15 protein-coding genes are annotated in these 14,050 nt (G+C 73.3%); 4 read left to right on the forward strand and 11 right to left on the reverse strand.

Annotated features, from left to right (window positions below; genetic code table 11):
• Positions 1 to 102 precede the first annotated feature (102 nt).
• The 7 genes from era to O7611_RS21520 all read right to left on the reverse strand — a co-directional run bounded on the left by era (position 103) and on the right by O7611_RS21520 (position 6,199).
• On the reverse strand, positions 103 to 999 hold the full coding sequence (gene era, locus O7611_RS21490) for a GTPase Era (protein WP_194802346.1): 897 nt from the start codon (positions 997 to 999) through the stop codon (positions 103 to 105).
• Entirely contained in the window at positions 996 to 1,382 is a 387-nt protein-coding gene (locus tag O7611_RS21495) for a cytidine deaminase (protein WP_194802347.1), read from the reverse strand. The genes era and O7611_RS21495 overlap by 4 nt, the downstream gene beginning before the upstream one ends.
• Positions 1,375 to 2,799, reverse strand: a complete 1,425-nt coding sequence (locus O7611_RS21500) for a hemolysin family protein (protein WP_228532661.1) — start codon at positions 2,797 to 2,799, stop codon at positions 1,375 to 1,377. Before O7611_RS21500 ends, O7611_RS21495 begins: the two co-directional genes overlap by 8 nt.
• A complete protein-coding gene (gene ybeY, locus O7611_RS21505) occupies positions 2,775 to 3,248 on the reverse strand; it encodes an rRNA maturation RNase YbeY (protein WP_013287968.1) in 474 nt (157 codons plus the stop codon). Before ybeY ends, O7611_RS21500 begins: the two co-directional genes overlap by 25 nt.
• 39 nt (positions 3,249 to 3,287) lie before the next feature.
• Positions 3,288 to 4,346, reverse strand: coding sequence for a PhoH family protein (locus O7611_RS21510; RefSeq protein WP_194802349.1), 1,059 nt, complete (start codon positions 4,344 to 4,346; stop codon positions 3,288 to 3,290).
• A 135-nt stretch (positions 4,347 to 4,481) separates the two neighbouring features.
• A complete protein-coding gene (locus tag O7611_RS21515; RefSeq protein ID WP_194802350.1) occupies positions 4,482 to 5,858 on the reverse strand; it encodes a serine hydrolase domain-containing protein in 1,377 nt (458 codons plus the stop codon).
• On the reverse strand, positions 5,855 to 6,199 hold the full coding sequence (locus O7611_RS21520) for a histidine triad nucleotide-binding protein (RefSeq protein WP_013475524.1): 345 nt from the start codon (positions 6,197 to 6,199) through the stop codon (positions 5,855 to 5,857). The genes O7611_RS21515 and O7611_RS21520 overlap by 4 nt, the downstream gene beginning before the upstream one ends.
• 80 nt (positions 6,200 to 6,279) lie before the next feature.
• Here O7611_RS21520 and O7611_RS21525 point away from each other — a divergent pair, with 80 nt between their 5' ends.
• A complete protein-coding gene (locus O7611_RS21525; protein WP_194802351.1) occupies positions 6,280 to 7,041 on the forward strand; it encodes an SDR family NAD(P)-dependent oxidoreductase in 762 nt (253 codons plus the stop codon).
• Positions 7,042 to 7,167: 126 nt separating this feature from the next.
• Here the strand turns inward: O7611_RS21525 and O7611_RS21530 are convergent, their stop codons facing one another.
• From O7611_RS21530 to hrcA, 3 genes are all read right to left on the reverse strand, one after another.
• Positions 7,168 to 7,902: a 16S rRNA (uracil(1498)-N(3))-methyltransferase gene (locus tag O7611_RS21530; RefSeq protein ID WP_269697481.1), complete on the reverse strand. Its 735-nt coding sequence runs from the start codon at positions 7,900 to 7,902 to the stop codon at positions 7,168 to 7,170.
• A gap of 1 nt (position 7,903) precedes the next feature.
• The gene (gene dnaJ, locus O7611_RS21535) at positions 7,904 to 9,049 is read right to left on the reverse strand and encodes a molecular chaperone DnaJ (RefSeq protein WP_175438744.1); all 1,146 of its coding nucleotides are present in this window, start codon (positions 9,047 to 9,049) and stop codon (positions 7,904 to 7,906) included.
• 73 nt (positions 9,050 to 9,122) lie between these two features.
• Complete coding sequence (gene hrcA, locus O7611_RS21540) at positions 9,123 to 10,145, reverse strand: heat-inducible transcriptional repressor HrcA (protein ID WP_135241584.1); 1,023 nt, start codon at positions 10,143 to 10,145, stop codon at positions 9,123 to 9,125.
• Positions 10,146 to 10,377: 232 nt separating this feature from the next.
• On the opposite strand from hrcA, the gene O7611_RS21545 reads away from it, so the two are divergent.
• Positions 10,378 to 10,998 (forward strand): DUF4870 domain-containing protein, encoded by a 621-nt coding sequence (locus O7611_RS21545; RefSeq protein WP_269697482.1) that lies wholly within the window; start codon positions 10,378 to 10,380, stop codon positions 10,996 to 10,998.
• A 39-nt stretch (positions 10,999 to 11,037) separates the two neighbouring features.
• On the opposite strand, the gene hemW is transcribed toward O7611_RS21545, so the two are convergent.
• Positions 11,038 to 12,261, reverse strand: coding sequence for a radical SAM family heme chaperone HemW (gene hemW / locus O7611_RS21550; protein ID WP_194802354.1), 1,224 nt, complete (start codon positions 12,259 to 12,261; stop codon positions 11,038 to 11,040).
• A 19-nt stretch (positions 12,262 to 12,280) separates the two neighbouring features.
• On the opposite strand from hemW, the gene O7611_RS21555 reads away from it, so the two are divergent.
• Positions 12,281 to 13,066 (forward strand): enoyl-CoA hydratase-related protein, encoded by a 786-nt coding sequence (locus O7611_RS21555; RefSeq protein WP_135241587.1) that lies wholly within the window; start codon positions 12,281 to 12,283, stop codon positions 13,064 to 13,066.
• A 111-nt stretch (positions 13,067 to 13,177) separates the two neighbouring features.
• Positions 13,178 to 14,038, forward strand: a complete 861-nt coding sequence (locus O7611_RS21560) for a hypothetical protein (RefSeq protein WP_269697483.1) — start codon at positions 13,178 to 13,180, stop codon at positions 14,036 to 14,038.
• The last annotated feature ends 12 nt before the right edge of the window (positions 14,039 to 14,050 follow it).

Genomic DNA, 14,050 nt, shown 5'->3' on the forward strand with positions numbered 1-14,050 from the left:
CCCGGACACTGTGAAACAAGCAAGAACACCTATGGAAAGTGAGATGTCCCATAGGTCTGGCTGATCCTGATCATCCGCTACCCGGCCTGCCCCGGCCGCCGGTCAGAAGCCGAGCTTGCGCAACTGCTTCGGGTCGCGCTGCCAGTCCTTCGCCACGCGGACGTGCAGGTCGAGATAGACCCGGGTGCCCAGCAGCTCCTCGATCTGCCGCCGGGCGGTCGTGCCCACGTGCTTGAGGCGACTGCCCCGGTGGCCGATGACGATGGCCTTCTGGCTCGAGCGCTCCACGTACACGTCGGCGTAGATCTTGGTGAGGTTGCCCTCCGGGATCATCTCCTCGACCACCACCGCGATGGAGTGCGGCAGCTCGTCGCGTACGCCCTCCAGCGCCGCCTCGCGGACCAGCTCCGCCACGAGCACCTGCTCCGGGTCGTCGGTGAGCATGTCGTCCGGGTAGAGCTGCGGCGACTCGGGCAGGTAGCCGGTCATCACGTCGACGAGCGTGTCCACCTGGTGGCCGGAGACAGCGCTGACCGGCACCACGTCGGCGAACTCGCCCAGCTCGCTGACCGCGAGCAACTGCTCGGCCAGCCGCTTCTTGTCGACCAGGTCGGTCTTGGTGACCACCGCCAGCACTGTCGCCTTGAGGCTGGCCAGCTCGCCGGTGATGAAGCGGTCGCCCCGGCCGACCGGCTCGTTCGCCGGCACGCACAGGCCGATCACGTCGACCTCGCTCCAGGTCTCCCGGACCAGGTCGTTGAGGCGCTCGCCGAGCAGCGTGCGGGGCCGGTGCAGACCCGGGGTGTCGACAAGCACGAGTTGCGAGTCCGGGCGGTGCAGCACCGCCCGGATGATGTGCCGGGTGGTCTGCGGCTTGTTCGAGGTGATCGCGATCTTCGTGCCGACGATCGCGTTCGTCAGCGTCGACTTGCCGGCGTTCGGCCGACCGACGAAACAGGCGAAACCGGCCCGGTAGGGACGCGGCTCGGGCGTTGTCACTCGACCACCGTGCCGAGGACGGTGCCGTCCGGCGCGGCCACGTGCACCGGCGCGTCGGCGGACAGGTCACGCACGGCGGCGTGCCCGGAGCCGTCCAGCGTCGACGCCTCGGTCACCACCACCGCGGCCTCCAGCCGGCTCGCGCCCGCCGCCACCGCCGAGGCCACCGCGAGCTGGAGGGCGGTCAGGGTCAGCGACGGCAGCGCCACGCTCGCCGCCGCGTACGTCCGGCCGTCCTGGTCGCGAACCGCGGCGCCCTCCACTGCAGCCACCCGGCTCCGCGCGCCCCGGGCCAGGATCACGAGCTTGGCGTCCTCCGCGCTCAGCTCGGCCGGGTCGGCGGGGGTGGGCAGGGCGGCCGGTACGGCGGGTGACTCAGGCATCGGCGGGTTGCCTCTCCTCGGAACGGTTGTTGTCGCCACGGTTGTTGTCGCCACGCGAATCGGGCGGCTCGCTGCGGTTGGTGCCCTCCGGCGCGTCACCCCGGTCGACCCGGCTCACCAGAACCGTGTCGATCCGGTTGCGCCGGCCGGTGGTGCCCTCGGCCACCAGCCGCAGGCCGGCCACCTCGGCCTCGGCGCCCGGGATGGGCACCCGGCCGAGCGCCTGGGCGAGCAGGCCACCGACCGTCTCCACCTCGTCGGTGGGCAACTCGGTGTCGAACAGCTCGCCCAGATTCTCCACCGGCAGCCGCGCGGTCACCCGCACGGCCCCGTCGGGCAGGTGCTCGACCGGCGGGCGCTCGACATCGTACTCGTCGGTGATCTCCCCGACGATCTCCTCCAGGATGTCCTCGATGGTGACCAGCCCGCCGGTGCCGCCGTACTCGTCGACCACGATGACCAGGTGGTTGCGGGCCGCCTGCATCTCGGAGAGCAGGTCGTCCACCGGCTTGGACTCCGGCACGAACGTGGCCGGGCGCATCAGCTCGGCCACCGGCATCTGCCGGGCGGCCTGGTCGCCCTGCACCCGGCGGATCAGATCCTTGAGGTAGAGCACACCGAGCACGTCGTCGACGTTCTCGCCGATCACCGGGATGCGGGAGAACCCGGAGCGCAGGAACAACGCCAGCGCCTGCGCGAGCGTCTTGCGTTCCTCGATCCACACCATCTCGGTACGCGGCACCATCACCTCGCGGGCGATGGTGTCGCCGAGCGCGAAGACCGAGTGGATCATCTGACGCTCGCCGTGCTCCACCACACCGCGCTGCTCGGCCAGGTCGACCAGTTCCCGCAGCTCCACCTGGGTCGCGAAGGGCCCCTCGCGGAAGCCCTTGCCGGGGGTGACCGCGTTGCCGATCAGGATCAGCAGCGACGCCAGCGGGTTGAGCGCGCGGCCCAGCCAGCGCACCAGCGGCGCGACCGCGCGGCCGACCGCGTACGCGTGCTGGCGGCCGATCGTCCGCGGGCCGACGCCGACCACGACGAAGCTCACCACAGTCATCGCGCCCGCGGTCACCAGCGCCGCCCGCCAGCCCGCGCCGAACGTGTCGACGGCCACCAGCGCGACGAGCGTGGTGGCGGTCAGCTCGGCCAGCAGGCGCAGCAGGAGCAGCAGGTTCAGATGGCGGACCACGTCACCGGCGACCGCCTGGAGAGCACGTCCGCCGCGGGCGCCGTCCCGGGTCAGCTCCGCGGCACGGGCCGGCGAGACCGCTGCCAGCGCCGCCTCGGTCATCGCGATCAGGCCGGCGAGCACCACCAGCCCGGCGGCGAAGACCAGGAGTTGAAGATCAGGCAGTCCGGCGGGGGTGCGGACCGCCGCCAAGGTGTCCATCACCGCGACCGGGTCGACCGCCAGCTGGCCAGCAGCCGGGCCTGGAGACCGAACATCTCCCGCTCCTCCTCGGGCTCGGCGTGGTCGTAGCCCAGCAGGTGCAGCACGCCGTGCACGGTGAGCAGGTGCAGCTCGTCGGCGGCCGAGTGTCCGGCCACGGCGGCCTGCTTGGCCGCCACCTCCGGGCAGAGCACGATGTCGCCGAGCAGGGCGGGCTCACCGCCGGCCGGGTTGCTCTCCCCCGGGCCGTGGTCGACGCTGCCCTCGTCCATGGGGAAGGCGAGCACGTCGGTCGGGCCGTCGCCACCCATCCAGCGGTGGTTCAGCTCCGACATGTATTCGATGTCGACGAGCAGCACGGACAGCTCGGCGAGGGGGTTGACCCCCATCTCGTCGAGGGCGTGCCGCGCGACGGCGAGCACGGCGTCGGTGTCGACGTCGACACCCGACTCGTTGGCGATCTCGATGGACAACTGTCTTCCTCTGATGATGTGACGGCTTCCGCCGGTGGTTCAGCGGCGCCGGCCGGCCCGGCCGCCCTGGGCGGTGCGCCCCGGTACGGCGTGCACGCTCTGCGCCTGCTGGTTCTCCCGCTCGGCGTCCCAGCGGGCGTACGCGTCGACGATGTCGCCCACCAGCTTGTGGCGCACCACGTCGGAGCTGGAGAGCTGGGCGAAGTGCACGTCCTCGACGTTGTTCAGGATCTCCCGGACCACCCGCAGGCCGCTGGTCGTCCCGCCGGGAAGGTCCACCTGGGTGACGTCACCGGTGACGACGATCTTGGAGCCGAAGCCGAGCCGGGTGAGGAACATCTTCATCTGCTCGGGCGTGGTGTTCTGCGCCTCGTCCAGGATGATGAACGCGTCATTAAGGGTGCGCCCCCTCATATATGCCAGCGGCGCCACCTCGATCGTGCCGGCGGCCATCAGCTTCGGGATGGTCTCCGGGTCGAGCATGTCGTGCAGCGCGTCGTAGAGCGGGCGCAGGTAGGGGTCGATCTTCTCGTTCAGGGTGCCGGGCAGGAAGCCCAGCCGCTCCCCCGCCTCGACCGCCGGCCGGGTCAGGATGATCCGGTTGACCTGCTTGGCCTGGAGCGCCTGCACGGCCTTCGCCATCGCCAGGTACGTCTTGCCGGTACCCGCCGGGCCGATGCCGAAGACGATGGTGTGGGCGTCGATCGCGTCGACGTACTTCTTCTGCCCCAGCGTCTTGGGACGGATGGTGCGACCGCGCCGGGAGAGGATGTTGAGCGTCAGAACCTCGGCGGGCCGCTCGGTGCCGCCCTGCTCGAGCATGCCGACGGTACGCCGTACCGCGTCTGTGGTCAGGGTCTCGCCTTTCTCGATCAGTTCGAGCAGCTCACTGAAGAGACGCTCGGCGAGGGCGTTGTCGGCGGGGGCACCGGTGATGGTGATCTCGTTGCCGCGGACGTGGACGTCGCTGTCGATCGAGCGCTCGACGAGCCGCAGGATCTCGTCGCCCGCGCCGAGCAGGTTCACCATGATCTTCTGGTCGGGGACCGTGATCCTGGTCTGCACACGCGGCGTGCCGGGAGGTGGGGTGCCGGTCATAGGTCGGGCCCGTCGGGCCCTGCGCCACCTGCTCTCCGCTTCTCGGGCGCCGGGCCCTGCTGGCGCGGCGTACGGTTACCTCCATCGTATCGGGTCGGCACCGTACGCACCGCGCCCATTTCCGGTGCCCGGCGGTCAGCCGCCGGCGCGGAAGTCGTACCCGTCGAAGGTCTCCTGGGTGCGGGTGAAGCGGTAGGTCGCCCAGTGCATCCGGACCACCACGCCGCATTCGTCGCGGGTCAGCCGCAGCAGCTCCCCCGCCTCCCGGCCGGAGACCGTGCGGAACACGTCCGGCCGGTCCGGCAGCGGCGCGAACACCGCGGGCGGCTTCCCGGCCGGGTCGTCGGCGCCACGCGCCCGCAGCGTCCCGTCGTGCCAGGAGAAGACGTACTCGAAGCCCTCGCCCCACCAGCGGCCCAGCACGCCGCGCAGGTGGTCCGGCGCGGGTGGGCCGGGACGCCACGGCTCGATCTCCGCCGGGTCGTGCTCGGCGGCGGCGGCCAGCAGCCGGTGTGACAGGTCGAACACCTCCACGCCGGTGCCGGACGAGCCGAGCACCGCGGCGCCCATCGCCCCGGCGGTGCCCTGCCCGCCGCGCCGCCCGTACACGGCGGCGAGGAATCCGGGCATCGCGCCGTCGTGGCCGACGTGGGTCACCCGCTCCGGCTGCGGGATCAGGATCAGTCCCAGTCCGAAGCCGGCCGACCAGACCGCCTCGTCGGTGGGGGTGAGCGGCCAGCGCATCTCCTCGACAGTCGTCGCGGCGAGCACCGTGCCGTCCGGGTCCAGCGCCGCCGGGTCGGCCAGGAACGCGGCCCAGCGGGCCATGTCCGACGCGGTGCTCCACAGCTGCGCGGCGGGGGCCACCGCGCCGAAGTCGGCGGGTGGTTCCGGGTGGGCCTCGTCGGAGTACGCGTCGACCAGGAACCCGGTCGCGGCCCGCTCGGTCGGGTACGGGCCGGTGGCGGTCAGCCCGAGCGGGCCGAGCACCCGGTCGGCCAGCACCTCGGCCCAGGTGCCGCCGCGCAGCCGGGCGACCGCCTCGCCGAGCAGCGCCAGTCCGAGGTTGGAGTAGTGGAAGCGCCGGCCGGTGGGCAGCACCCGCTCGACCCGGGCCAGGTCGGCAAGCATCTCGTCGACGGCCGGGGCGCGCAGGCTGTCCCACACGTCGCCGTGCGGCTCGCGTTGCAGGCCGGCGGTGTGCGACAGCAGCCGGCGTACCGTCGCGTCGCCGTGCGCGGGCAGGTCGAGGTGCCGCCCGATCGGGTCGTCCAGGTCGAGCAGCCCCTCGTCGCGGCACTGCATGACGAGCACCGCGGTGAAGGTCTTTGTGACCGAGCCGATCCGGAACACCGTCTCCGGCCCCAGCGGAGTGTCGTTGCCGGTGTCGCCCACGGTGCAGGTCCAGAGCGGCCGGTCGGCCCGGTGCAGGGCGGCCGACACCGCCGGGATCCGCCCGGTGGCCTGCGCCTGGCGCACCATCCGGGCGAGCCGGTCGGAGACGTCGGTCATCGGCAGAGCATCGGGCCGAGCGGCGCGCCGCCGAGCAGGTGGGCGTGCACGTGGAAGACCTCCTGGCCGCCGTACGGGCCGGTGTTGAACATCAGCCGGAACCCGTCCACGGTCAGGCCCTCCTCCTCGGCCACCACGGCGGCGGTCTGGAGCACCTCGCCGGCCAGCTCGGGCGCACCCTGGGCCAACGTGGCCACGTCCGCGTAGTGCTCCTTGGGGATCACCAGCACGTGCGTGGGCGCCTTCGGGTCGATGTCCCGGAAGGCCAGGGTGGTGGCGGTCTCGCGGACGATGGTGGCCGGAATCTCCCCGGCGACGATCCGGCAGAAGAGGCAGTCCATCGCAGCAGTGTAAGGACGCCGCCGCAAGCGTGGCGGGGGCACCGCCGGGCGGACCGGCAGGATGCGGCAGGATGGCCGCCATGTCGGGACGGGCGGTGCTGGTGACGGGGGCCTCGCGGGGCATCGGGCGGGCGGTGGCGCGGGCGTTCGCCGCCGGTGGGGACCGGGTGGCGATCCACCACCGGGACTCGGCCGAGCTGGCCGAGCGGCTGCGCGCCGAACTGCCCGGTGACGGGCACGTGGTGGTACGCGCCGATCTGGCCGACCCCGACGCGGTACGCGCCGTGGTGGACGAGGCGGCCCAGCGGCTCGGCGGGCTCGACGTACTCGTGAACAACGCCGGGGTGTTCGGGCCGGCCGATCCACCGCACCCGGTCTTCGAGAGCAGCTACGAACAGTGGCGGGCGCGGTGGCGGGAGGTGCTCGACACCAACCTGGTCGGCGCCGCGAACGCGGCCTGGTGCGCCGCGCAGCACATGCGCGACCGCGGGGGCCGGATCGTGAACGTCTCGTCCCGGGGCGCGTTCCGGGGCGAGCCGGCCAACCCGGCGTACGGGGCCAGCAAGGCCGGGATGAACGCGATGGCCCAGTCGCTGGCGGTGGCCCTGGCGCCGTACGGCATCGCTGTGGCCTGCGTGGCGCCCGGCTTCGTCGAGACCGACATGACGAACGAGCATCTGAAGAGCGAGCGGGGCGAGGCGGTACGCGCCCAGTCTCCGTTCCACCGGGTGGCCCGGCCGGAGGAGATCGCCGCGGCGGTGTACTGGCTGGCCGGCCCCGAGGCCGAGTGGGCGTCGGGCACCATCATCGACCTGAACGGCGCCTCCTACCTCCGCTCCTGACCCCCACCCTCGCCCCTGACCCCCGCGATCTTGCACTTTCGGCCCGGGCAAGACGCAGCAAAAGGGGCGCAGCACGGGCCGAAACTGCAAGATCAGCGCGCACCGAAAAGAGGGCGGGCGCGGGGGTTACCAGTGGGTCAGGCGGGTGGCCAGGACTGTCAGGGCTGCCACGCCTGCCGTGGACGTACGCAGGACCGACGGGCCCAGGCGGACCGTGCGGGCGCCCGCCTCGGCGAACGCGGCCAGCTCGTGGTCGGCGATGCCGCCCTCCGGGCCGACCACCAGCACGACCTCCCCGGCGGCCGGCAGGTCGACTGTGGTCAGCCGGTCCTGCGCGCCCTCGTGCAGCACGAACGCGCCGGCCGCGCCGGCGATCCGGCGGGCCACCGAGGCGGTGGACTCGTCCGGCGCGCCGGCCACCACCGGCAGCCACGGGCGGCGGGCCTGCTTGGCCGCCTCGCGGGCGGTCGCGACCCACTTCTGCCGGGCCCGTTCGCCCCGCTCGCCGCGCCACTGCGCCACCGAGCGGGACGCCGCCCAGGGCACGATCTCGTCCACCCCGACCTCGGTCATCGCCTGCACGGCCAGTTCACCCCGGTCGCCCTTGGCAATGCCCTGCACCACGACGAGCCGGGGTACCGGCGCGTCCGCGTACCCCCGGCTCGTGACCCGCAGGTCGAGCGTGCCGCGGCCGACGGCGGTGACCACCGCGGCGGCGGTGCCGCCCCGGCCGTCGGCGAGCACCAGTTCCTCGCCGACACGCAGCCGCTGCACGGTGGCCGCGTGGTGGCCCTCCGGGCCGTCCAGCGTCAGCGTGTCACCGGTGGGCAGCGCCTCGACCAGGAACAGCGGCGCGGACACCTCAGGCGTGCCCGTTGAAGGCGTCGCGCATCCGGGAGAAGAAGCCGCCCTGCTTGGTCAGCTCGGCGACCTCCTCGCCGCGGGTCTTGGCGAAGTCGCGCAGCATCCGCTCCTGGTCGGCGTCGAGCTTGGTCGGGGTACGCACGTCCAGGTGCACGTAGAGGTCACCCCGGCCGGTGCCGCGCAGGTGCGGTACGCCCCGGGCGCGCAACCGCAGTGTGCTGCCGGGCTGGGTGCCGGGCTTGACGTCGACCGTCTCCTCGCTGTCCAGCGTCTTGATGGTCAGCCGGGTGCCGAGCGCGGCGGCGGTCATCGGCACCGTGACCCGGCAGTGCAGGTCGTCGCCCTTGCGGGAGTAGACGTCGTGCGGCCGCTCGTGGATCTCGACGTAGAGGTCACCGGCGGTGCCGCCACCGGGGCCGACCTCGCCCTGCTGGGCCAGGCGGATCCGCATGCCGTCCTCGACCCCGGCCGGGATCTTGACGGTCAGCGAGCGGCGGGTGCGTACCCGGCCGTCACCGGCGCAGGTCGGGCAGGGGTGCGGGATGGTGGTGCCGTAGCCCTGGCAGACGGTGCACGGCCGGGCGGAGACCACCTGACCGAGGAAGGTCCGCTGCACCGACTGCACCTCGCCCCGGCCGCCGCACGCCTCGCAGGTGGCCAGGTGGGTGCCGGCGGCGGTGCCGGCGCCGGAGCAGGTGGTGCAGAGCACCGCGGTGTCGACGGTGATCGGCGCCTCGACGCCGAACGCGGTCTCGTTGAGGTCCAGTTCCAGGCGCAGGATCGCGTCCGCGCCGGGGCGGGTACGCGGCCGCGGCCCACGGCTGCCGCCCGCGGCACCGCCGAAGAACGCGTCCATGATGTCCTGGAAGCCGACGAACGGGCCGGCGCCGCCGGGACCGCCCGGGCCGCCCATGCCACCGCCGCCCGGGGCGAGCGGGTCGCCGCCCAGGTCGACGATCTGCCGCTTCCGGTCGTCCGAGAGGACCTCGTACGCGGCGTTGATGTCCTTGAACTTCTCCTGGGCCTCCGGGTCCGGATTGACGTCCGGGTGGAACTGCCGCGCCAGCTTGCGGTAGGCGCGCTTGATCTCGTCGTCGGAGGCGTCCCGGCTCACGCCGAGAATGCCGTAGTAGTCCCTGGCCACTGCGTTAGGTGTCCTCATGTTCGTCTCGCGTCGCTCCGGTCGTCGGCCGGAACCGGCCGTCGGCCCAGACTGGTCAGTTCTGGGCCAGCAGTTCGCCCACGTAGCGTGCCACGGCCCTCACCATGGCGATATTGCCGGGGTAGTCCATCCGGGTCGGCCCGAGCACGCCGAGTCCACCGACGATCGTGCTGCCCGGTCCGTACCCGGTGCTGACCACCGAGGCGGCCCGCAGGTTGTCGAATTCGTTCTCGTCGCCGATGAGCACCCGGGTGGTGCTCGGCTCGGTCTCGCCGATCAGCTTGAGCAGCACGACCTCTTCTTCGAGCGCCTCCAGGATGGGGCGCAGCGAACCCTGGAAGTCGAGCAGGCCGCCCCGGGTGAGGTTGGCCTGGCCGGCCAGCGCGAGGCGTTCCTCGTGCCGCTCGACCAGCGTCTCCAGCAGCACGGTGGACAGCGTGGTCATGGCCGGGCGCAGGTGCGGCGCGGACTCGTCGACGAGCGCCTGCACCAGCGGCGGCGTCTCGGCGAGCTGGCTGCCGACCAGCTTCTCGTTCACCAGCCGGCGCAGGTCGGTCACGTCGTCGGCGGGCACCGGGGCGGGCAGCTCGACCAGCCGCTGCTCGACCCGGCCGGTGTCGGCGATCATGACGACCATCAGCCGGGTGGTGGAGATCGGCACCAGCTCCAGGTGGCGCACCTTGGACCGGGCCAGGCTCGGGTACTGCACCACCGCCACCTGACGGGTGAGCTGGGCGAGCAGCCGGACCGTACGGTGCACCACGTCGTCCAGGTCGACAGCGCCCACCAGGAAGCGCTCGATCGCCCGGCGCTCGGCCGGGCTGAGCGGCTTGACCCGGGACAGCCGGTCGACGAAGAGGCGGTAGCCGCGGTCGGTGGGCACCCGGCCGGCGCTGGTGTGCGGCTGCCGGATGTAGCCCTCCTCCTCCAGCACCGCCATGTCGTTGCGCACGGTGGCGGGCGAGACGCCGAGCTGGTGCCGCTCGACCAGGGCCTTGCTGCCGACCGGTTCCTGCGTGGCGACGTAGTCCTCGACGATCGCGCGCAGCACGGCGAGTTTGCGGTCGTCGAGACCCATTCCCCACCTCCTGACGCACCTCGGCCGGGCCGGCACGCGGCATCCGCCGGGCGGCTGGCACTCGACTGTAGCGAGTGCCAGTCTACGTCGGCACCCCCGCCGACGCGATGATCGCCTGACGGACCTGCGGTGCGGCCCACCACACAGCGCCGCCCACCAGGGCCGAACAGCCGGTCATCGTCGGTCTGTGTCGCTCTGGTGCGAGTTGACCGGTGCCCCTACCGTGGCGACCATGACAGAACCTCCTCGCCCTCCAGGGGCAGGGGACTCCGGCCCCCAGCCCGACCCGTCGGCGCCCTACGGCTCGTCGCCGGGCAGCGAACCGCCCACCGCTCCACTGTCCGGGGCGCCGGGCGCCGGCGGCTATCCCCCGCCCGGTGACTATCCGCCCCCGGGCGGCTACCCGCCCCCGGGCGGCGGCTACCCCCCGCCGGGCGGCTACCCCCCGCCGGGTGGCACGCCCGGCTACCCCGCCGGTGGCGGGTACGGCCCGGCCTCCTACGCCAACAACGACGAGAAGACGTGGGCCCTGGTGGCGCACTTCGGCGGCGCCGCCGGTGTCATCGTCGGTGGCGGTCTGCTCGGCTGGGTCGCCCCGCTGATCGCGATGATGGCCCGGGGTCAGCAGTCCCCGACGGTCCGCGCCCACGCGGTCTCGGCGCTGAACTTCCAGATCACCTGGACCATCGCCAGCGTGCTCGCCTGGGTGATCACGGTCATCACCTGCGGGATCCTGTTCTTCGTCCCGATGCTGGTCTGGCTGGTGCCGCTGATCTTCGGCATCATCGGCGGGGTCAAGGCCAACGAGGGTGTGCTCTACCGCTACCCGATGACCTACAACTTCATCAAGTGACACCGCCGGCCGGCCGAGGGGGCGGCCGGCCGGTGCCGGTCACGGCAGCAGGTCGCGTACCACCGCGTCGGCCAGCAGCCGGCCCCGCAGCGTCAGCACCACGAGCCCTCGCGCGTACGCCCCGGCGTCGAGCAGCCCGGCGTCCCGGGCCCGCTCGGCGCCCGCCCGGCCGGGTTCGTCCAGCACGTCCAGCGGCAGGCCGGCGGCGAGCCGTACCCGCAGCATCACGTCCTCCATGTGCTGCTCGTCCGGAGTGAGCCGCTCCCGGGCCAGCGCGGGCGAGGCGCCCTCGGCCAGCCGCGCCGCGTACGCGCTCGGGTGCTTGACGTTCCACCAGCGCACGCCGCCGACGTGGCTGTGCGCCCCCGGGCCCAGGCCCCACCAGTCGGCGCCGGTCCAGTAGAGCAGGTTGTGCCGGCACGCCGCCGCCGCCGAGCGGGCCCAGTTCGACACCTCGTACCAGGAGAATCCGGCCTCGCCGAGCGCGGCCTCCGCGGCCAGGTAGCGGTCCGCTGCCACGTCGTCGGAGGGGTACGGCAACTCGCCGCGTCGCATCCGCGCGGCCAGCCGGGTGCCGTCCTCCACGATCAGGGCGTACGCGCTGACGTGGTCCACGCCCGCGTCGACCACCTGGGCCAGCGAGGCGGCGAAGTCGTCGGCCGTCTCGCCCGGCGTGCCGTAGATCAGGTCCAGGTTCACGTGCTCGAATCCCGCGTCGCGCGCCTCCAGCGCGGCGGCGGTGGCCCGGCCCGCGCTGTGCCGCCGGTCCAGCACCGCGAGCACCCCGGGAGCGGCGGACTGCATGCCGAGCGAGATCCGGGTGTAGCCGGCCGCCCGCAGCGTCTTGAGCGACTCCGGGCTCACCGACTCGGGGTTGGCCTCGGTTGTCACCTCGGCGTCGGCGGCCAGCCCCCAGACCCGGTCGATGCCGTCGAGGATCCGGGCCAGGTCGTCGGCGGGCAGCAGGGTGGGCGTGCCGCCGCCGACGAAGACGGTGTCGACCCGGGGCGGCGGCGAGTCGCCCAGCACCCGGGCGGCCAGCTCCAGCTCGGCGAGCACCGAGTCGGCGTACGTCTCCCGGCTCGCCCCGCCGCCCAGCTCGGCGGCGGTGTACGTGTTGAAGTCGCAGTAACCGCACCGGCTGGCACAGAACGGCACGTGGACGTACACGCCGAAACCGCGCGCGCCGACGTCGCGGCGGGCGGTGGCGGGCAGCGATCCGTCGCGCGGGACGGGTTCGCCTTCTGGAAGGACGCCGGGCATGGCCACTAGTGTGCCCGGCATGACCTCTCCGGACGCTCTCGTGCGAGTCGCCACGGCCCGTGGGGTGACCACCCTCACCCTGGACAGCCCGCACAACCGCAACGCGCTCTCCACGCCCCTGATGACCCAGCTGCTGGCCGGGCTGGCCGACGCGGTCGCCGACGACGCGGTACGCGCGATCGTGCTCGACCACACCGGCCCGGTCTTCTGCTCCGGCGCCGACCTGAAGGAGACCGCCGCCGCGTACGCCAGCGGCACGGTGCCCGCCGGGATGCTCGGCGACGTGCTGGTGGCGGTGCGGGAGTGCCCGAAGCCGGTGGTGGCGAAGGTCGCCGGGCCGGCCCGGGCCGGTGGGCTGGGCCTGATCGCCGCCGCCGACCTGGCGGTCTGCGCGCAGGAGGCGACGTTCGCGTTCACCGAGGTGCGGATCGGCGTGATTCCGGCGGTGATCTCGGCGACCGTGCTGCCGCGGCTGGGCCAGCGGGCCGCCGCCGAGCTGTACCTGACCGGCGACACGTTCGACGGCCGCCGCGCCGCCGAGATCGGCCTGGTCACCGCCGCGGTGCCGGCCGACGAGTTGGACGCCGCCGTCGGGCGCTACTGCGACTCGCTGGTGAAGGGCGCGCCGGGGGCGCTGGCCGGGGCGAAGGAGCTGCTGCGCCGGCCCGCCGGGACCGACCTGCGGGCCGAGATCGCCGAGTTGGCCGCGCTGTCGACCGGGTACTTCCTCTCCGACGAGGGACGCGAGGGCGTCATGGCGTTCCGGGAGAAGCGTCCCGCCGCCTGGGTGCCCGCCGGAGACTGAGGTGCGCGGCGGGCCCCGCGGGAGCCATTGCGGCCGAGGTGGGGCCCGCCGGTCGGCCGAGACGCGCCGGTGCGGGTGGGACGTACGCTTGTCGGACTGTCGGGACAGGGGGTGCGGGTGCGGACGCGAGCGGCGATCGTGGCATCTGGGGTGGCGGTGTGCGTGCTGGCACTGCTCGCGGTCTATGTCGTGACCAAGCAGTTCGGCGAGCACCTGCGGCTCCCCCTGTCCAGCCGGACCTGCACCGTGAAGGCGGACGGCGAGGTGGTGCTCGGCGCCGACCAGATGGCGAACGCGGCCACCATCGCGGCCATCGGGATGCAGCGCCGGATGCCCGAGCGGGCGGTGGTGGTGGCGTTGGCGACCGCGTACCAGGAGTCGCACCTGCGCAACATCGCCCACGGTGACCGCGACTCGCTCGGCCTGTTCCAGCAGCGCCCGAGCCAGGGCTGGGGCACACCGGAGCAGGTCCAGGACCCGCGGTACGCGGCGAACAAGTTCTACGCCGCGCTGAAGAAGGTCAAGGGCTGGGAGCGGATGCGGGTCACCGACGCCGCCCAGCGGGTGCAGCGGTCGGCGTTCCCCGAGGCGTACGAGAAGTGGGCGGACGAGTCGGAGGTCCTGACCCGCGCGCTGCTCGGCCACGCGACCGGCGCGGTGGCCTGCACTGTCTCCTCGCCGCCGACGATGCGCGGCCCGGCCGCCGCCAGCGCCGTGCTGGAGAGTCTGTCGCTGGACTGGGGGCTGCCCCGGCTGCCCACGGCGACCGACCTGACCGCGCTCACCGTGCCGGCCGGCGGCGACCGCAACGGCTGGCGGTACGCGCACTGGCTGGTCTCGCACGCCGACGACCACGGCGTGAAGAAGGTCCGCTTCGGCAACCTGGAGTGGACCGCCGAGCAGGGCTCCTGGGCCCGGGTGAAGGGCGACCCGGCCACCGAGGTGCGGGCCGAGGTGTTCGCCGCGGCCTGACCGGCCGCGGCC

The organism is Micromonospora sp. WMMC273 (assembly GCF_027460285.1).
GTDB classification, from domain to species: domain Bacteria; phylum Actinomycetota; class Actinomycetes; order Mycobacteriales; family Micromonosporaceae; genus Micromonospora; species Micromonospora aurantiaca.